This is a genomic window from Candidatus Magnetaquiglobus chichijimensis (assembly GCF_045865675.1).
GTDB classification, from domain to species: Bacteria; Pseudomonadota; Magnetococcia; order Magnetococcales; family Magnetaquicoccaceae; genus Magnetaquiglobus; species Magnetaquiglobus chichijimensis.
This window is the reverse complement of the sequence record NZ_BAAFGK010000005.1, coordinates 700399-719041: the sequence shown is the minus strand read 5'-3', so window position 1 is coordinate 719041 and position 18643 is coordinate 700399. Positions and strand designations below refer to the sequence as shown.

Sequence of the window (18643 nt, the reverse complement as noted above, 5' to 3'; positions counted from 1 at the left end):
CCCCCCTGGCGGGAGTTCCACGGTACGGATGCGCGCCTGGCGAAACTCTGGAGAAGCCGGAACGTTTCGCCGGATGAAAAAAGAGCTTGGATAAGGATTCTGGATCAGAGGCGTCGTGAAACGCCGGACAAGGAGTGACACAACCCATGCCTAAGTTCATACCACCCGTGGCCGCCCTGCTGCTCGCACTGAATGGGGGCAACGCCCTGGCCGGGGAACTGATCGTGCCGCACCAGCCGGGGGATACGATCTCGATCCACGTCCGTCCCGGACGCTATGCCCACCCCTCGGACTACTGGTGGCAAAGGGATCCCTCCAGCCAGGGGAAGTGGGACTATTTCACCCCGGTCGATCATCTGCGACAACCGGTGCTCCTGGAGCCCGGCGAGGAGACGGGCGGGTGGTTCCAGACCTTGCGTCTGACGCCGGCCCTCCAGCCGTCGGAGGAGCACAAACCCGCCGCCACGATCCCCGTGACCAACCGCCCCTTGCGGTGAACGCGGCGATCCCGAAACACGCCTTGCTCGTGATTCAACCCACGACACTCGTCATTCATCCATAAGGGAAGAGTCTCATGAAGATCCACAGCACCCCCCGCCTTCACAAACCGTCGCTGCTCGGCACGGCCACCCTCGCCGCGACCCTGCTCGCGCTCCCCGCGCCGGCCAAGGCCGAACCGACCACCACCGCCGTGGCTGCGGTGGTCTCCGCGGGCTGGCTGGCGGTGATCACCGCCTTTCACGGCTCCTCCCGCGATCATGGCTATCCCATGGCCTCCTCGTCGGACTCCGGCGCGCCCCGCCCGTATGTGATCCCGGCCCACGCCGTGAACCTGCCCCCAGCCAACAGCCCGGCCTTCGGCTCCGGCGGCATGATCTACTCCTCGGTCTCGCCCCTGGCGACCACCAACCAGACCCAGGCCCAGGTGCAACCGGTGGTGCGCATGGAGACCGCGCCGGTCGCCTACTACGCGGTGCCGAGTCCCGGCCTGCAGGTGGTGACCCCGGTGAGCGCGGCGTATGGCGAACCCAGGAAATAAACCCCGAGCGACGACGCATCCGTTGCTTTAAATGCTTTGCGCCCGACGATCAGAACAGCGCTTCTCGTCGTCGGGCGTGGATGATTCAAGAAAACCGAGGAACGCGCCATGAACCCCAGGAACCTCCCCCGCCCAGCGCAACTTCCGACTCTCGCGATCGGGTTTGGCGCGGCTGTTTTCGTCCTCTGGAGCGTCAGCGCCGAGGCCGGCAACGCCTCCGTGGACAAAACCGGCGTCAAAAAACCGGAAAAGAGCAGCGCCAGCGGTTCCAGGCACATCTACTACCCGGATACGGCCCGTTCCTTCTTCGACTATCAGGATACCGGGGCCTTTGCCGGACGTCCGATGGTGATTCCGCCCACCTTGCCGATCATCAGCCAGCCGACCCATCTGGTGATCCACATGCCGGCCCCGGATCCGGTCAAGGCGCCCCTGCCGACCCTGGCGCCGCAATCCGCCGCCGCGCCCAAGCCGGTCGCATCCGCCGCGCCGCCCGCCGCGCCCAAGCCAGTCGCACCCGCCGCGCCCAAGCCAGTCGCACCCGCCGCGCCCAAGCCGGTCGCATCCGCCGCGCCGCCCGAAGCATCCAGGGAGCCCGCCGCCGCGATCCCCAGCGTCCCGCGCCGACCGGTCGAGGTCGAACCCCCGGTGCGTCCCCTGCCGGTGAGCCGGGACTGATCTCGCCCAACCTCTTTCCAACCCCATCGGATGGAAGGCGCTTCCCGCACCTCGAACGATCCACGCCTGCCGTAAAAACAAACACAGGTCGCCGTCAACACGGCGACCTGTAACGTGATCACACCCGATCCAAACAACCCCCCGTAACTCACGCCGGGCTCTTGTCCTGCCCCTGTCCCTGCTGCTCCTCGTCGATGAAGCTCTCCAACTCGGTCTGGTCCAGGATCTGAATCACCCGTCCCTTGACCTCGATCAGCCCGAGTTTGCTCAAGCGGGACAGGATGCGCGAAAAGGTCTCGGGTTGGATCGACAACCGCGAGGCGATCACCCGCTTGGAGGCATCCAGGCGCACCATCCCCCCGACCGGTCCGGTGCCCGGACTCTTGTTGGTCAGAAGATAGCGCGCCAGGCGCACCGGCGCGCTCTGCAGGCTCAAGGTGCGAATCTCGGTGAGCTGACCGTGGAGACGCTTGCTCATCTCGGCCATCATCCGGAAACAGGTATCCGGAGACTCGCGCAGGATGGTAATAAAAGTTTTGTTGTCAAATGCAAGCGCATCGCAGGCGGTCAGCGCCGTGGCGAAAACCGGGTAGCCCGGCTGCTCCATGAACATCACCGCCAGGGCGATGGCATCTCCGGGCCCCATGATGCGCAACACCTTTTCCGCGCCGTTGACCGCCAGATGAAAGAGCTTCACCCGCCCTCTCAGGATGATGAAAAAACGGTCCGCCGGCTCCTGGGCATGAAACAGGGTCTCGTTCTCCTCCAGATGGATCTGCCGCATGGTGCGTTGCACCCGTTGCACCTGTACGTCGGAGAGCGCGCGGAACAGGGTGGTTTCACGGAAGATCCGATGGTTCAGATCCCGAATGGGTGGTGGCATCATGACCTGTTCCTCCTTTGTTTGCCTTTCCGGCATCCTCAACCCGAATCCGGCATCGGACGCCGCCGGCGTTTGTCCGCGCGCCGCTTGATCAGACGCGCAAGCTCCGCGCGTTGATAGACCTCGTGCAGACTCCCCAGATTCAAACCGAACGACCATTTCTCCAATCCACCCCGAAAGGCGGACATCAACCGTTTTTCGGTGCGCCACAGCTTCTCGAAACTCTTGCCCATGGGCGCCAGAATGGCAAGATGCCGTTTTTTCTTGTCCGAGGCCATGATGATCGATTCCCCAATCGGCTCTCAGTCTGATCGCCGATCCTGACTGACATCTCCGCGGGGTGGGAACACGCCCGCCCCGATCCCGATCGACCTCGTTTGGGAGGTCCAGGGAGAAGGCAACTTTTTCCGGCCCAGGCCGTAAGAATCCGGCAAAAGCTGCCCATCCTCGAGTCCGAATCTAACAGACAATCCCACGCATCCACAACCGAAAATCATGGCACGTTTCTGGCTTTACGTTAATTGCCATCCGCTTGTTCGGAACCGGTGGCCGGAACCCGGCCTTGTCACGATTTTCGTTAATACAATCAACCCCCACGAAGGAACGACACCATGGCGGTCATGGATGTGCGCTGTCCCGATTGTCACGGTTTGAACGTGGTCAAATACGGGGTCCAGCCCAACGGCAAGCAACGCTATCTCTGTCAGGATCCCAACTGCGCGCGACGGATTTTCATTCTCCGTCCACCCACCGACACCGGCATGGCGCGCCTGCCCACCGACATGCGCCGGGTCATCGAACGGGCCCTGGCCGGCGCCGAAATCAGCCGTACCGCCCAGGAGCTGCATCTGCCCACCGAAACCGTGGCCGAGGTGTTTCAACTGCTGGCCCGTTTCACGCCCCCCCCCGGCGGGGTCAGCCGTCAGCGTCGCACCCTGCGACGGCGCGCGGCGGGATGAACCTTTCGCGCTCCAACGCCAAACCGTGCCCGGATCCATCACTTTCTTGTAAACATTTCTTCCCGATGTGACGAAACAGACCTTGCACCCGCGTCATGTGGCGCAGGCGCCACCGTATTCTCACGCCGTCGGGAAAGTCGATGCACCGTTCCACGGAGATCAATCAACGCCTGGAGACCCTCAAGTCGCTCCTGGAGCGGATTCACCGCGCCTGGGGACCGGACGACTTCGAGGCGTTGATGCGTTTTTTCGTGGATATCCTCCCTCCGCTCACCCAAGCCGAACGGTGCAGCGTCTTCATCGTCGATTCGGGCAGCGAACGGATCTGGCTCAAATTCGGCACCGGCCTGAAAGAAAAGGCGATCATCGCGCCGATGCGCGGCAGCGTGGTGGGGGAGGCGATCTCCACGGGGCGCACCGTGATGCGGTTGGGATTGGAGTCACGGGAGGGGTTCCACGCCATCGCCGACCGGCAGACCGACTACACCACCCGCAATCTGCTCTGCGTGCCGATCATGAGCCTGGCCGGAAACTATGCCATCGGCGCCGTGGAACTGCTCAACAAGCAGGATGGACCCGGTTTCTCCCCGGCGGATGAAACGCTGCTGCACCAACTGGTCAAATATCTGGCCCTCTCCATCGAACACAATGCCGTGACCGAAGAGATCGTGGAGATCACCCGCGGCATGCATGCAGAAATGGCCCGTGCCGCCAACCCGCTCCTCGGCGAAGAGCGCTACGTCGCCGAAAGCCCGGCCATGCGTCGGATCTTCGCCCTGGTGAACCAGATCGGTCCGTTGCCGGTCAACGTCTTCGTCTCCGGGGAGAGCGGCACCGGCAAGGAGGTGATCGCACGGTTGATCCACGAACGGGGTGGCGCCGCGCGCACCCGACCCTTCGTGGCGGTCAACTGCTCGGCGATCCCGGAAAATCTCATGGAGAGCGAATTCTTCGGTCACGAGAAAGGGGCCTTCACCGGCGCCACCGCGAGCCGCATGGGCCGTTTCGAGGAGGCCGCCGGCGGCACGCTCTTTCTGGATGAGATCGGCGACATGCCCGTGTCGATTCAACCGCGCTTCCTGCGCGCCATCCAGGAGATGGAAGGGGTGCGGCTGGGTGGGAGCAAGGTGCATCGGTATGATTTCCGGCTGATCAGCGCCTCGGGCAAGGATCTGCGCGAAGAGGTGCGGGGGGGACGTTTCCGCGAGGATCTTTTTTTTCGACTGTTTTCCATCGACATCCATCTCCCACCCCTGCGCGAGCGCCGCGAGGAGATCCTGCCGCTGATGCTGCTGTTCCTCGACCAGGTGAGCACGCGGTTCAAGAAGCGTCCGCGCGGCTTCTCACCGGAGCTGGTGGCCCTGTTCGAGTCCCATCCCTGGCCCGGCAACGTGCGCCAACTGGAGCACGAGGTGGAACGTCTGGTGGCCCTCACCCCGGACGGAGAATGGATCACCCCGGCGCACTGCTCCTCCGCGCTCCTGGAGACGCGGCCAGCCACCAGCGGGGCCTGTACGCGCGTTGCCGATACCTTGTCGCTCCCCGAACAACGCAAGCGGCTGGAGATCGATCTCATCGCCCAGGCGCTGCGCCAGGCGGGGGGCAACAAGGCCCGCGCCGCCGAACTGCTGGAGATCACCCGCCAGTCCCTGCACAACAAACTGCGCCTGTACCGGATCGATGAGGGAGGCGAGCCTTTTCATGGTTGATTTCGTCCCCAAAATGGTCGTCAGTCCCCTTCAGGAGATCGTTGAATCCCTCACGGGCGTCCACTGGGCCCTGCTCGACCCCAACGGCATCATCGTCGCGGTCAACCCTGCCTGGCGCGCCTTTTCCGCGCTCAACGGCGGCGTGGGCGACTATCTGGGCGCCAATTACCTCGAGATCTGCGCACGAGCCTGCCAGGAGAACGACCAGCTCTGGGAGGCCGAACGGCTGCTCCATCAACTGCGCGACCATCTCGAGGCGCGGGCGCAAGATCCCTCCCCCTCGGTCTGCTACTCCTGCCACGCCCCCACGGAACACCGCTGGTTCGAAGTGAACATCCGCCCCTGCGCATGGGAAGGGAACAGGCACCTGTTGATCGTCCATCGCAACGTGACCACCGAAAAGCACCTCGAGTTCTCACGGGAGCGGGCCCTGGGCATGATCATGCACGATCTGCGCGGCCAGATCGGCAATCTCTACAACACCATCGATCTGCTCCAGATGATGGAACAGGATCCGGAACGGCGGATGCTTCTCTCCCTCTCCCAGAAGTCCGGACGCCGCGCGCTGGAGATCATCGCCTCCCACTCCCGATTCATCGCCCTCGAACAGGGCGCCCTGCATCTGGAGTGCGAGACACTGGACCTGGCGGCGATGATCGACGGGTGGCGGCAGAGAAGCGACAGGCAACTCGGTTCCCGGAAGATCCAACTGGCGGTCCACGCCGACCGCGCCCCCGCCGCCCCCGCGCCGCGCGGGGAGCGCACCCTGATCCAGAGCGTGCTGGACAACCTTTTGACCAACGCCCTGGAAGCCGCGCCCTTCGGTGGCCTCATCCAGGTGACACTGCGCATCGATTCGAGGGGACTGCATCTGAGCATCCACAATCCGGGCGCCGTACCGCCGGAGATCCGTTCCCGATTTTTTGAAAAGTACGTCACGCATGGCAAATCCCATGGCACGGGTCTGGGCACCTATACGGCCCGTCTGATCGTGGAAGCCCATCGTGGCACGATCCGCATGCGCACCCCGAACGAAAACAGCACCGAGATTCTGATCTTCATCCCGCATTGACCGTGCCGAATGCCCGCCCTCCCCGTCGCCGACATCCCGGATCGTTGTCGCTTGCCAGACAGCCGGCGACGACACCTGTGCAAACACTATCCATTCGGCAACAGCCAAACAACCCGGCCTGAAATCTTCTCTCTCGACACCCGCCGGATCCAATGATGCGGACATGCCTCTCAAGGAAATCGCGTGACCGGCGGGGTTTTCCCCCGAATTGACACCCGTTCACAATCCGTTGAATCCACGGCCAAAACAACTTGGCACCGTTGCTGCAATCCGTTATCGATTGAAAATCCGGCAGCTCCATCGAAACAACGCCGTGGCGGCAAGAGCGTGTGACCACGAAGGACGAATCGGCATGTCAAGGATCATCGGCATCGACCTGGGAACCACCAACTCCTGCGTGGCCGTGCTGGAGAGTGGCGCGGTTCGGGTGTTGAGCAACCCGGAGGGGGAACGCACCATCCCTTCCCTGGTGGCTTTCGCGGCCAACGGCGCGCGCCGGGTCGGACAGAGCGCCAAACGGCAGATGCTGGTCAATCCGGAAAACACCCTTTCGGCGATCAAACGGCTGATGGGACGGCGCTTTTCCGATCCCCTGATCCAGCGCGAGATGGAACGTCTGCCCTATCGGATCGTGGCGCTGGAGAACGGCGATGCCGGGGTGGAAGTCCATGGCGAAGCCAAGGCCCCCGCCGAGATCGCGGCGATCGTGCTGCAACGGTTGAAGCAGACCGCCGAGGAGCAGCTCGGGGAACCGGTCGCACGGGCGGTGATCACGGTCCCGGCCTACTTCAACGAGGCGCAGCGCCAGGCCACCCGCGACGCGGGCCGGATCGCCGGACTCGAGGTGGTGCGCATCATCCACGAACCGACCGCCGCGGCCCTGGCCCACGGACTGGAGGGGTGCGAGGGTCGGACCATCGCGGTCTTCGATCTGGGCGGCGGCACCTTCGACATCTCCATCCTCACCATCGGTTCCGGAGTGTTCCAGGTCCGGGCGACCAACGGCGACACCTTCCTGGGCGGGGAGGATTTCGATCGGTGCGTGATCGACCATCTGGCCGGAATCTGCCTGGAGCAACTCGGCTTCGACCCGCGCGCCAACAAGGAGAACGCCCAACGTCTCAAGGAGGCCGCCGAGACGGCGCGCATCGAACTCTCCACCGAATTGACCACCGAGATCCATCTCCCCTTTCTGCACGCCGAAAAGAACACCCCCCGGCATCTGAGCGCCACCCTGACCCGCGCCAGGCTCGAAGAGCTGGTGGAAGGGTTGATCCAGCGCACCATCGTGCCCTGCGTGATCGCGCTCAAGGAGGCCGGCGTCGGGGTGGATGGCATCGACGCGGTGATCCTGGCCGGTGGCATGACCCGCATGCCGAAGATCCGTCAGACCGTGGCCAACTTCTTCGGCATGGAACCGGTCGCTGGCGTGGACCCGGATCTGATCGTCGCCGAGGGGGCGGCCATCCAGGCCGGCATCCTGGCCGGAGCGCTTCAGGATGTGGTGCTGTTGGATGTGACGCCGCTCTCCCTGGGGATCGAAACCAAGGGGGGTCTGTTCGGCGTGCTGATCCCGCGCAACACCACCATCCCGTGTCGTGTCGCCCGCACCTTCTCCACCGGCATGGACGGTCAGCAGTTCGCCACCGTGCGGGTGGCCCAGGGGGAGCGGGGGCTGTTCGGGGCCAACCATCTGTCGGGAGAGTTCACCCTGACCGGCATTCCGCCCGCGCAACGGGGCGTGCCGCGCATCGAGGTCTCCTTCGAGATCGATGCCGATGGCATGGCCAGGGTATCGGCCATCGATCTGGCCACGGGGCGGGAGCAATCGATTCACGTCAAGGCATCCGGCGGGTTGTCCGAGGCCCAGATCGCCCGCATGATCCGCGAGGCCGAACGCCATGCCGAGGAGGATGCCCGCCGGCGCCGGCTGATTCAGGCGTTGAAACGGGCCGACAACGTGTTGCACCGCACCCGCGAATTCACCCTGCGTTACGGCAATCGCCTCGAAAGCTCCCTGCGCGCGACCCTGGCCGAGGAGATCCAGACGCTGTGCCTGGCGCTGGAAAACAATCCCGATCCGGCGACCATCGAGCGGCATGCCGATACGCTGGACGGAATGCTCGCCCACATTCCCGTTCCGGCATCCGACCCGGCCCCGACCGCCGCCTCGGCGTCACACCCCAGCGGCACTTCCGGTGAACGGGGGGCAGACTCACGGAGCGGCGCGCTCGAGGAGACGATCGAAACCTTCGCGATTCCCGAGGTGGCCGATCCGTTGGATCTGGAGTTCGAATCGGGCGAGACCCTGGATTGGCACTTCCCCAGCGAGGACGAGGAGTATCTGGCGGAGATGCCGGCGGCCTGGGCCGAGGATCTGGACGCCTGGTTCGAGCAGGGGTTGTCCGGCAGCGACGACCTCTTTCCGCTTCCCGACGTGGTGCGCGCCTCCACCACGGGTGGCACGCGTCCACTTGTCGCCTCCTGGTGACCCAGGTGTCCGCGTCGGACGACGAGCCGACCGCATCCGGTCCCCTGGCCGGGCTGGTCCAGGCGGTGGCCGGACGGCTGCTCGATCACCCGCGCGGCAAGGCCACTCAGTTGGCGCGGCTCTGGCGCCAGCTGGTGGGTCCGCAACTGGCGCGGCATACCGAGCCGGTACGGTTGATGAACGGGGAGTTGACCGTGCGGGTGGACTCCTCGGCCTGGCTGAGCGAGTTGAATTTCCTCGCTCCGGACATTCTGCTTCGCTTCCAGGAGCAACTCCCCGCCGGAACGCTGAAAAAATTCCGCTTCAAGCAGGAGTCCCTCAAGTTCACCCCGGCGCCCCGGAGCAAGCCTCCCCCGCCACGGGAGCCCCCCCTGCCCGAGGAGTTGGAACGGGCGGAACGGTTGTGCGCGCCGATCACCGACCCGCGGTTGAAAGAGACGGTGCGGGCGTTTCTGCTGGCGGACATGGGAACCAAACGGCGCGAGGGTCGGCGCAACTGACGGTCATGCGTCGTGTCGCGCTCATCCCGCCGCACCCCGCGCCCCCTTCTCCACCAGGCGGGACGGTGCCACCACCATCCCTCCGCTGCCACCCTTGCGCAGCCCCACCAGCAGCAGAATCGCCTCCCGAGCCGGATCCGCGTGGACCGGCACCAGCCGTTCCGGATTGAGTCCCCGTGCCACCCCCCCGGTCAGCAGTTCCACCAGCCGCTCGGGGCGGTGCATCAGCGTCATCACCCCGCCGGCGCGCAGCAGCAGCGCCCCACAGCGCAGAAAATCCCCCAGACCCCCCGTCTGTTCGAATCGGGCCATGGCCCGCGACCGCTCCGGGGGGAGCCGACCCGCGCCCAGGGCGAAGAAGGGGGGATTGCACACCACCCGGTCGTAGCCACCCGGCGCCATGTCCGGCGGCGGGTCACGCACATCCCCTTCCACCACCCGCACCCGTTCCGTGAGCGCATGCCGCTCGACCAGATGCCGCGCCTCGGTGCAAAGTTCCGGTTGAATCTCCAGGCCATCCACCCGGATGCTGGGGTGGGCAAGGGCCAGACGCACCGCCACCTCGCCGCAACCGCACCCCAATTCCGCCACCCGCTCCCCGGCCTCGACCCCGACCTCCCCGGCCAGAAGCCCGGCCTCGATCCCCCCGCCCACCCGACGACACAAACCGGGTGGCAGCCCCTGAAAAACCGGTTTCATCCCCTCCACACCTCTCCTTTCTGGCAATCTTTCCAATAAACACATAATATAAATGGATAAAATAAATTATTGTTAATAATTGACATGCCAATCACTAAAAATTATGATCCTGAAACTTGCCAAGCTTGCAACCGAATCCATCTCGAACCAAGGAGGGGGATAGAAAAATGAATATTCTAAAAAAAATCAAATTGCAAACCCAGATCTGGCTCCTGGCAATGATCGCGCTGGGCGGCATTATCGCCATCAGCGCCATCATCTACCACGACGAGCGCGTCATGATGCTCGAAGACCGTTACGCCAAGACCCGCAACCTGGTGGAGAGCGCCCACTCCCTGCTGGTTTACTATCACGACCTGGGCAACAAGGGAACCCTGACCCCGGAGGCGGCCCGCGCCGCGGCCCGGGAAGCGGTGAAAAAACTCCGCTTCAATGAGAAGGATTACTTCTGGATCAACGATTTCCATCCCAACATGGTGATGCACCCCTTCAAGCCGGAGTTGGACGGCAAGGATCTCTCCAACTTCAAGGATCCGAAGGGAACCGCCCTGTTCGTGGAGATGGTGAAGGTGACCCGGGCCCAGGGAGCGGGATTCGTGCCCTATCTGTGGCCACGACCCGGCCAACAGGAGCCGGTTCCCAAAATTTCCTACGTCAAGGGGTTCGAACCGTGGGGCTGGATCATCGGTTCGGGCATCTACATCGACGACGTGGATGCCGCGCTCGCCAAGCGGCTGCGCGAGATCGGCACCGTGACCCTGGTGGTGATGCTCCTGTTGGGAGCGGTCACCTTCGCGATCACCCGACTGATCAACGCCCAACTCGGCTGCGACCCCCTGATCATCCAGGAGGTGGCCATGCGGGTGGCCAGCGGCCATCTGGACGTGACCGATGCCAGGCACCAGGCGTGTCGTACCGGCGCCCTGGCCTCGCTGCAGGCCATGGCCAGACAGCTCAAGGAGACCATCGTCGAAATACGCAATATCTCCTCGAGTCTGGTGGAAAAAGGCGGGGAGTTTTCCCACAACGCCGAGTTCATCTCCGCCGGCGGCCAGGCCCAGGATCACGGTCTGTCCGAAACCTTCCAGGCCATGAACGAGATCGCCGCCACCACCCGGCGCAACACCGACAACGCCTCCGAGACCGGACGCATCGCCACCCGTGTCGCCAACGACGCCGAAAAGACCGGCGAGGCGGTGGCGCGCGCGGTTCAAGCCATGCGCGAGATCGCAGACAAGATCTCCATCATCGAGGAGATCTCCCGTCAGACCAACCTGCTGGCCCTGAACGCGGCCATCGAGGCGGCACGGGCCGGCGAACATGGCAAAGGGTTCGCGGTGGTGGCCGCCGAGGTGCGCAAGCTGGCAGAACGGAGTCAGGGGGCGGCGGGCGAGATCATCGAACTCTCCGCCAGCAGTCAAAGCATCGCCGAGCAGGCCGGGGTGATGCTCCACGACCTGTTGCCGAACATCCGCAAGACCGCCGGGCTGGTCCAGGAGATCATCGCCTCCGGATCCGAACAGGCCGGACACGCCGACCGGGTGTTGGCCTCGCTGAAGGAGCAGGTGGAGATCAGCCACCGCAACTCGGCGGCCTCCCAGAACATGGCACGGGATTCCGAGGCGCTGCGCGGGTTCGCGGACCGTCTGGAGGAGGTGATCGGCTTCTTCAAGGCGTGAGACGGAGCGAGGATGCACCGGACCAGAGCGCTCCTGTCCGCCAGGCGGGTGGCGATCATGGACAACGGGACGCCGATGGCCTATTCTGTGAAGCGATAATCGTGAATCGTCGAAACTCCCGCTCCCAGGCAGACCGCGACCCTCGACCCATGTCCAACGCCACGCCACCCGATCTTTCCGACTCCCTGGCCATCATGATCCGGGCCGCCCACGAAGCCGGAGACGCGATCATGCGCTATTTCCGTCTCGGTCAAACCGTCTCGGCCAGCGCCGAGGTGCGGGAAAAGGGGCATGACAACCCCTTGACCAAGGCCGATCTGGAGGCGGATACCCTGCTGCGCGAACGGCTGCTCGGCAGCCACCCCCACTGCGGCTGGCTCTCCGAGGAGACCGTCGATCACCCGGACCGGCTGGAGCGGCGTTCGATCTTCGTGGTCGATCCCATCGACGGCACCAAGGAGTTCATCGCCGGTCTGCCCCAGTTCGCCCTCTCCCTGGCCCTGGTCGAGGCCGGACGACCGGTGGCGGCCTGCATCCACAATCCGGCCTCGAACGAAACCTTCACCGCCCTGGCCGGCAAGGGGTGCCGACTCAACGACCAACCGATCCGGGTCACCGACCGGCGCGACCTGGCCGGCGCCTCGTGCCTGGCGAGCCGTTCGGAGACCGCGCGCGGCGATTGGGAGCTTTTTTTAAGCGAATGGAAAATCCAGACCATGGGATCGATCGCCTACAAGCTCGCCCTGGTCGCCTCGGGCCGCTTCGACATGACCTTCACCCTGTCGCCGAAAAACGAATGGGACTTCTGCGCCGGCGACCTGCTGGTCCACGAGGCGGGCGGCACGGTGACCCACAAGAGCGGCGCCCCCTTTCTCTACAATCAGGTCAACCCCATGGTCCGTTCGGTCCTGGCCACCAACGGCGCGTTGCACGCCCCGCTTCTGGCCCGGCTGATCGACACCCCTCTGGCTCCGGACCGCCATGCACGGTCCTGTTCCCACCCCGCGAAAGGATAAACGCACCATGAAACGCCACCACGTTTACGGCATCGGTCACGCCCTGGTGGATACGGAAATCCGGGTCACGGACGACTTCCTGAAACAGGCCGGCCTGACCAAGGGCTCCATGACCCTGATCGACGAAGCGCGCCGCGCGGAGCTTCTGGCCCTGCTCGGCGATGCGCCGCGCCACCGCGCCTGCGGCGGCTCTTCGGCCAACACCCTGATCGGCGTGGCGCAACTCGGCGGAAACGCCTTTCACGCCAGCCGCGTGGCATCCGACGAAAACGGCCTCTTTTTCACCGGCGACATGCGCGCCAACGGGGTCGCCAACGATCTCGAAAAGCGTCCCAGAACCGGCACCACCGGCCAATGTCTGGTGCTGATCACCCCGGATGCGGAACGGACCATGTGTACCCATCTGGGGATCTCCGAGTTCTTCTCTGCGGAAGATCTGGCCCCCGAGGAGCTGGCCGCCTCGGAGTGGCTCTATGTGGAGGGGTATCTGGTCACCTCGCCGAGCGCCCGCCATGCCGCCTGCAAAGCGGTCTCCCTGGCGCGCGAACACGGGGTGAAGATCGCCCTGACCTTCTCGGACGCCAGCATGATCGACTACTTCGGGGCCGGCCTGGAGGAGATCATGGGATCCGGGGTGGATCTGATCTTCTGCAACCAGACCGAGGCGCTCCGTTACGCCGGGAGCGACGATCTGGAGGTGGCCAAGGCGGCCCTCGCCCGACGCGCCCCGGCCTTCGGACTGACCCTCGGCGCCCAAGGCGCGGTGGTCCGTCTCGATGGACGCGACACCCTCATCCCCGGCATGCCGGTCCAGGCCATCGACGCCAACGGCGCGGGGGATCTCTTCGCCGGCGCTCTGCTTTACGGCCTCACCCACGGTTTCTCCCCGGAGCGGGCCGGACGGCTCGCCTGTCGCGCCTCGGCCCGCCTGGTCACCCGGCACGGAGCGCGCCTGTCCCGGGAGGAGACCCGGGATGTCCTGAACACCCTGGATTGACCCCATGGCCGTGCGTTCCAAATCCTCGGGAGGGCCGCGCGACCGTCGCGCCAACTCCCGCGTGGATTTCGAAGACGAACTGGTGCTGCGCGACGAGGAGGGCCGCATCCATCGCGGCGCCTTTGGCAACATCAGCCTGCGCGGTCTGCTGTTCCACGGCGAGGATCCCCTCCCGGCCCTCGGCACGATCCTCTCCGGCACCCTGATTCTGGGCACCATCTCCCTGCCGTTCAAGGGTGCGGTGATCCATGCCCAACCCGGACGCGGGGTGGCGATCCGTTTCCAGGAGATGGACATCGAGTGTTTCAGCCATCTGCGCCGTCTGGTTTCGCTCAATCTGGGCGATTCGGACACCATTGACGACGAATTCCTGGCGGATCGATGAGCAATCCCGCGCTCCCCACCGGCATTCTGCCGATTCTGGATGCCGACTGGCTCGAAAGGATCGCGCCCGCCTCCATGCCGCCCGAGGCGGTGGCCCGTCTCATCCACGCGCTGGCCATTCCGATGGTGCAACTGCGCGCCAAGGGCGGGGAGGCGTCGGCCCGCGTCTTCATGACCGGCTGGCTCAAGGCGCTGCGCGACCACGCCCCCGAAACAAAAGTGATTCTCAACGACCGGCTGGCCTGGGTGCTCTCCTTGGATGCCGACGGGGTGCATGTCGGACAGGAGGATACGCCGGTGGAGACCTGTCGGAACGCGCTCGGCGCCGGGCGGATCATCGGTCTGTCCACCCACACCCTGGCGGAGATTCGCCAGGCCGAGGCGCTCGGAGTCGATTACATCGGCTTTGGACCGATCTTCCCGACCGCCACCAAATCGGATACCCACGCGGTTCAGGGGGTCGAGACCCTCAAGGGGATGGTCGAGGCAACCCGGTTGCCGATGGTGGCCATTGGAGGGATCACGTTGGAGAATCTGGACGCGGTGGCCGCGACCGGGGCCCATGGGGCGGCGTTGATCAGCGCGTTGTGGCAAGCGGATTGGGAGCGGAGACTGAGCGCGGCGGTCGGGAGCTGGCGACGAGGCTGACAGGGCGGCGCGGTCCAGGATGAAACCGCACCCGATCGGAAAGGTATCGTTCTTACCGTTGAAAAAAAAGAGAGAGTTTGGGAGATTCCTCTCCCAAGGTTTGGCTTTTGACTTTGGCGCGCTCTTTACAAAGAAGCCTTTTTCGCGTCTTGTGCGAAAAAGGCGCCGCGCGCAGCCTTCACGAGCGTCGTTTCCGATTTTTGGAAACGACGCTCGTATCTTGCACGGCAGGCTTGCGGAAAACGACGCATCCCATACGGGTTTGCGTTTGAGAACACCATTCAGAAACACCATACGCCGGAAAGGCGATCAGCAGGAGCGATGCGCCGGAAAGGCGATCAGCGGGAGCGATGCGCCGGAAAGGCGATCAGCAGGAGCGATGCGCCGGAAAGGCGCGATCAGCTCTCGAAATGGACCTCCTCGGTAACCCGGGAGACCTTCTCCTGACGTTCGGCGGTGGTCTTGCAGCTGATGCACAGATCGGTGACCGGACGGGCCTCCAGACGACGCAACCCGATCTCCACGCCACACTCCTCGCAATACCCGTATTCGTCCTCTTCGAGGGCTTCGATGGTGCGCTTGATCTTGGAGATGAGCTTGCGTTCGCGGTCGCGGGTACGCAGCTCGAAGTTGCGATCGGTTTCCAGGGAGGCGCGATCGGTGGGATCGGCGAAGATGGCCTTCTCCTCGGTCATGATGTTGACCGTTTTTTCCGCCTCCTCAAGCAACTGCTGCTCCCATTCCAGCAACAACCTGCGGAAATAGGCCCGCTGATTGGGGCTCATGTACTCCTCGTCCTCGGTGGGACGATAGTCTTCTGGCAATTGGATGTCGGCGATTTTCATGTTTCACGCTCCGAACCTGCATGATGGGGGGAGTACCCTCTCACCCCCCGACCGAGGACCCTCCCTGCCGAGAGTTCCACGGCAAAAGATAATGACATCGCCTAGAATATCGTTTTATGAGGAGAGAAGTCAATCCATTTCGGGCCCGATTGCCGGTCATTGTCCATCGATCGGAAAGATCTTGCCAGGATTGAGGATCCCTTTCGGGTCGAAGAGCCGTTTGATGGCCCGTTGCATGCGCAAGGATTCGGGATCGAGTTCCCGGTCGATGAAATCCCGTTTCATGATGCCGACCCCGTGTTCGCCCGAGAGGGTGCCGCGCAGGGCCAGAACTAGGTCGAACACCCGTTCCAGGGCCTGGTGGACGCGGGGTCCCTGGGTCGGATCCGCCGGGTCGGTGAGGAGATTGACATGGATGTTGCCGTTGCCGGCATGGCCGAAACCGACGATCGGCACGCCGCTCTCCTGGGAGATGGACGCGAGCCCCGCCACCAGATCGGCCAGTCGGGTCACGGGCACCACCACATCCTCGTTGACGCGCTTGGGGGCGATGCGGGTCAGGGTGGGCGAGAGGGCGTGTCGGGCGGCCCAGATCCGTTTGGACTCCGCCTCGTCGCGGGCGACGGTCACCTCGACCGGTGCAAACGCCTCCAGCCGTTCGCGCATGGCGCGCGCGCGTTCTTCGATTTCCGCGCGGGCGCCCTCGACCTCGATGAGGAGCAGGGCGCGACCCAGGGGATGACACACCTCGGGCAGCGTTCCCCGCACCAGTTCCAGGGCCGCCGGATCGAGAAATTCGAGTGCCGACGGGGGCTCGCCTCGCGCCATGATCCCGGCCACCGCCCGCGCAGCGCCATCCATGTCGGCGAAGGCGGCTCGCAACGTCCGCCGCGCCTCGGGGAGCGGAGCCAGTTTCAGGGTCGCCTCGACCAGCACGGCCAGGGTTCCCTCGGAACCGATCAGCAGTTGGGTCAGATCATACCCCACCACCCCCTTGGTGGTGTATCCGCCCACGCGCATGGTCTGTCCGTCGGCCAGGATCACGGTCATGCCGAGCACCCAGTGTCGGGTCACGCCGTGACGCACGGCGTTGGGCCCCGCAGAACACATGGCCAGGTTGCCGCCGATGGTGCAGGAGCGTGCCGAGGAGGGATCCGGGGGCCAGCAGAGCCCCTGTTCGGCCAGACGTCGCCCCAATTCGGCGTTGACCACCCCCGGCTCCACCACCGCGAACCGATCCCCCGGCTCGACGGCCAGGATGCGGTTCATCCGCTGGGTGGAGAGCACCAATCCCCCCTCGATCGCCAGGGCGCCCCCCACGCAACCGGTGCCGGCTCCGCGCGGGATCACCGGAATTCCGGCCTCGTGACAGATCTTGAGCGTGCCGGCCACCTCCTCCCGACTCTTCGGCAGGGCCACGGCCCAGGGGAGAAAGCGCCGTCCGCTGTTGTCCCGGGCATACGCCTCGCGTTGCGCGCCGCCGGTCAAAAGACCGGTCTCCCCCAGCACCCGCCGCAATGCCGCAAGGCTGTTGGCGGACAACTCAGAACTTGGAATCAACGGTTCCATCCGACCTCTTCGAGACTCCAGCCGCGCCCGCATCCGTCGCGCCGCCCGGTCGGGTCACTTCCGGGGCCTTGACACCCTCCCCCTCGCCACCCTGGCGCGTCGTCGCGCGACCACTCTCCTTCCGGCCCGACTCGGAGCGATGCACCTGTTGAGCCTTGGGATCGATCTCGATGTAGGAGACCACCTCCTTCACCCCGCCCACCTGACGGGCCACCTCAACGGCACGGTTGCGCTCGGACACCGACTGCGCGGTACCGGTCAGGTAGACCACCGCCTTGGTGGTCTCGACGTGAATATCCAGGCCGCGCACCTGCTCGTCGGCCAGCAGACGAATTTTCACCTCGTTGGTGTACCAGGCGTCCTTGGTCAGTTCGCCGAAGGTGGCGTGCTGCACTTTGAGTTCGGAGTGGACCTTGACCACGCCGCGGGTCGCCTTGGCGATGGAGATGGCGCTGTCGATTTCGGCCTGGGAGGCGGCGGTTCCGGTCAGCAGCACCGCGCCCTGATAGACGCTGACGTTGATGTTGGCGGCACTCACCTTGTCGCTGCGCATGTAGTAGCTGCGCAATTTCATGGCCAGCACGTTGTCCTCGATGGCGCCCTCGGGACTGCGACGCTCACCCATGAAACCGGACGTCGCCGCGCCGCTGTTGGAATCCATCGGCACGCAGGCCGCCACCCCCAGCATGGCCACCAGGGGCAGAAGGCCCCGATACAGAATCGAACGGCTCATCGATTTATTCTCCAGAAAGAAACGTCAATGAAAAGGAGGATATGAACGCAAAAACACCTCGTCCGTTCTGACATGCATAAATCATTCCCATCCAGGTCTGAACGCATCGGCGATCACCTCGGCGCGCCAGCGCCACCCCTCGCGGCGAATCAACACCGCATCGAAACGACAGTCGCACCCGGCCAACTCCGGATGATCGCGCAGATACGCCTCGGCCAGACGGACGATCCGCTCCTGCTTGACCCGATCGATCGCATCCGCCGGATCCGTGCCGGTGGCCACATGCCGCGCCTTGATCTCGCAAAAGATCACCATCCCGTCCCGCCAGGCGACCAGATCGATCTCCCCGCCCCGCGTGCGCCAGTTGCGCTCGATGATCCGGTAGCCCGAACGCGTCAGACAGCGCGTCGCCACCCCCTCGGCCCAGATGCCAAACCGCTTGCGATCCATTCCGACTCCCGACATGACCACCCCCATGAAACCCGCCGCCCGACACGACACGACACATGACGGCCAAACCATCATGGCACAGGATGGCCGCCCAATTCCAGACGGATGCCCCCCCTTCAAACCGCGTCCAGTTTGGAAGGTGTCGTTTTTACCGTCGAAAAAAGAGAGAGGGTCCAGGAGATTCCTTTTCCAAGGTTTTGCTCTTGACTTTGGCGCGCTCTTTATCAAGAAACATTGTTCGCCTCTTGTGCGAGAAATGCGCCGCGCGCAACCTTGCGGAAAACCACGCATC

At 64.4% G+C, this 18643-nt stretch carries 19 protein-coding genes and 1 pseudogene; 13 read left to right on the top strand and 7 right to left on the bottom strand.

What is annotated here, in order from left to right:
* Positions 1-146 precede the first annotated feature (146 nt).
* The 3 genes from ACOY6C_RS16825 to ACOY6C_RS16815 all read left to right on the top strand — a co-directional run bounded on the left by ACOY6C_RS16825 (position 147) and on the right by ACOY6C_RS16815 (position 1717).
* The gene (locus ACOY6C_RS16825) at positions 147-497 is read left to right on the top strand and encodes a hypothetical protein (RefSeq protein ID WP_420906678.1); all 351 of its coding nucleotides are present in this window, start codon (positions 147-149) and stop codon (positions 495-497) included.
* A gap of 77 nt (positions 498-574) precedes the next feature.
* On the top strand, positions 575-1039 hold the full coding sequence (locus ACOY6C_RS16820; RefSeq protein WP_420906677.1) for a hypothetical protein: 465 nt from the start codon (positions 575-577) through the stop codon (positions 1037-1039).
* 108 nt (positions 1040-1147) lie between these two features.
* Positions 1148-1717: a hypothetical protein gene (locus tag ACOY6C_RS16815; RefSeq protein WP_420906676.1), complete on the top strand. Its 570-nt coding sequence runs from the start codon at positions 1148-1150 to the stop codon at positions 1715-1717.
* Positions 1718-1865: 148 nt separating this feature from the next.
* On the opposite strand, the gene ACOY6C_RS16810 is transcribed toward ACOY6C_RS16815, so the two are convergent.
* Both ACOY6C_RS16810 and ACOY6C_RS16805 read right to left on the bottom strand, forming a co-directional pair.
* A complete protein-coding gene (locus ACOY6C_RS16810) occupies positions 1866-2603 on the bottom strand; it encodes a Crp/Fnr family transcriptional regulator (RefSeq protein WP_420906675.1) in 738 nt (245 codons plus the stop codon).
* A 35-nt stretch (positions 2604-2638) separates the two neighbouring features.
* Positions 2639-2878, bottom strand: coding sequence for a hypothetical protein (locus ACOY6C_RS16805; RefSeq protein WP_420906674.1), 240 nt, complete (start codon positions 2876-2878; stop codon positions 2639-2641).
* Positions 2879-3211: 333 nt separating this feature from the next.
* Here ACOY6C_RS16805 and ACOY6C_RS16800 point away from each other — a divergent pair, with 333 nt between their 5' ends.
* The 5 genes and pseudogenes from ACOY6C_RS16800 to ACOY6C_RS16780 all read left to right on the top strand — a co-directional run bounded on the left by ACOY6C_RS16800 (position 3212) and on the right by ACOY6C_RS16780 (position 9331).
* Positions 3212-3559, top strand: a complete 348-nt coding sequence (locus ACOY6C_RS16800) for an IS1/IS1595 family N-terminal zinc-binding domain-containing protein (protein ID WP_420906673.1) — start codon at positions 3212-3214, stop codon at positions 3557-3559.
* A gap of 140 nt (positions 3560-3699) precedes the next feature.
* A complete protein-coding gene (locus tag ACOY6C_RS16795) occupies positions 3700-5268 on the top strand; it encodes a sigma 54-interacting transcriptional regulator (protein ID WP_420906672.1) in 1569 nt (522 codons plus the stop codon).
* Positions 5261-6340, top strand: coding sequence for a sensor histidine kinase (locus ACOY6C_RS16790; RefSeq protein ID WP_420906671.1), 1080 nt, complete (start codon positions 5261-5263; stop codon positions 6338-6340). The genes ACOY6C_RS16795 and ACOY6C_RS16790 overlap by 8 nt, the downstream gene beginning before the upstream one ends.
* Positions 6341-6692: 352 nt before the next feature.
* A pseudogene (dnaK, locus tag ACOY6C_RS16785) lies at positions 6693-8588 on the top strand (molecular chaperone DnaK); the annotation flags it as partial.
* Positions 8589-8836: 248 nt separating this feature from the next.
* Complete coding sequence (locus tag ACOY6C_RS16780; protein WP_420906670.1) at positions 8837-9331, top strand: DciA family protein; 495 nt, start codon at positions 8837-8839, stop codon at positions 9329-9331.
* A 21-nt stretch (positions 9332-9352) separates the two neighbouring features.
* Here the strand turns inward: ACOY6C_RS16780 and ACOY6C_RS16775 are convergent, their stop codons facing one another.
* Positions 9353-10030: a tRNA1(Val) (adenine(37)-N6)-methyltransferase gene (locus tag ACOY6C_RS16775; protein ID WP_420906669.1), complete on the bottom strand. Its 678-nt coding sequence runs from the start codon at positions 10028-10030 to the stop codon at positions 9353-9355.
* A gap of 167 nt (positions 10031-10197) precedes the next feature.
* Between ACOY6C_RS16775 and ACOY6C_RS16770 the strand changes: the two genes are divergently transcribed.
* The 5 genes from ACOY6C_RS16770 to thiE all read left to right on the top strand — a co-directional run bounded on the left by ACOY6C_RS16770 (position 10198) and on the right by thiE (position 14754).
* Positions 10198-11709, top strand: a complete 1512-nt coding sequence (locus ACOY6C_RS16770) for a methyl-accepting chemotaxis protein (protein ID WP_420906668.1) — start codon at positions 10198-10200, stop codon at positions 11707-11709.
* A gap of 149 nt (positions 11710-11858) precedes the next feature.
* Positions 11859-12725 (top strand): inositol monophosphatase family protein, encoded by an 867-nt coding sequence (locus tag ACOY6C_RS16765; RefSeq protein ID WP_420906667.1) that lies wholly within the window; start codon positions 11859-11861, stop codon positions 12723-12725.
* A gap of 7 nt (positions 12726-12732) precedes the next feature.
* Positions 12733-13722: an adenosine kinase gene (locus tag ACOY6C_RS16760; protein WP_420906666.1), complete on the top strand. Its 990-nt coding sequence runs from the start codon at positions 12733-12735 to the stop codon at positions 13720-13722.
* Between the two features lie 4 nt (positions 13723-13726).
* Positions 13727-14107 (top strand): PilZ domain-containing protein, encoded by a 381-nt coding sequence (locus ACOY6C_RS16755; protein WP_420906665.1) that lies wholly within the window; start codon positions 13727-13729, stop codon positions 14105-14107.
* Entirely contained in the window at positions 14104-14754 is a 651-nt protein-coding gene (gene thiE / locus ACOY6C_RS16750) for a thiamine phosphate synthase (protein ID WP_420906664.1), read from the top strand. Before ACOY6C_RS16755 ends, thiE begins: the two co-directional genes overlap by 4 nt.
* 398 nt (positions 14755-15152) lie before the next feature.
* Here the strand turns inward: thiE and dksA are convergent, their stop codons facing one another.
* The 4 genes from dksA to ACOY6C_RS16730 form a co-directional block, all read right to left on the bottom strand.
* Positions 15153-15599, bottom strand: coding sequence for an RNA polymerase-binding protein DksA (gene dksA, locus ACOY6C_RS16745; RefSeq protein WP_420906663.1), 447 nt, complete (start codon positions 15597-15599; stop codon positions 15153-15155).
* A 156-nt stretch (positions 15600-15755) separates the two neighbouring features.
* The gene (locus tag ACOY6C_RS16740) at positions 15756-17168 is read right to left on the bottom strand and encodes an FAD-binding oxidoreductase (RefSeq protein WP_420906662.1); all 1413 of its coding nucleotides are present in this window, start codon (positions 17166-17168) and stop codon (positions 15756-15758) included.
* Positions 17143-17901 (bottom strand): BON domain-containing protein, encoded by a 759-nt coding sequence (locus tag ACOY6C_RS16735; protein WP_420906661.1) that lies wholly within the window; start codon positions 17899-17901, stop codon positions 17143-17145. The genes ACOY6C_RS16740 and ACOY6C_RS16735 overlap by 26 nt, the downstream gene beginning before the upstream one ends.
* A gap of 81 nt (positions 17902-17982) precedes the next feature.
* The gene (locus ACOY6C_RS16730; protein ID WP_420906660.1) at positions 17983-18366 is read right to left on the bottom strand and encodes a YraN family protein; all 384 of its coding nucleotides are present in this window, start codon (positions 18364-18366) and stop codon (positions 17983-17985) included.
* Positions 18367-18643 lie beyond the last annotated feature (277 nt).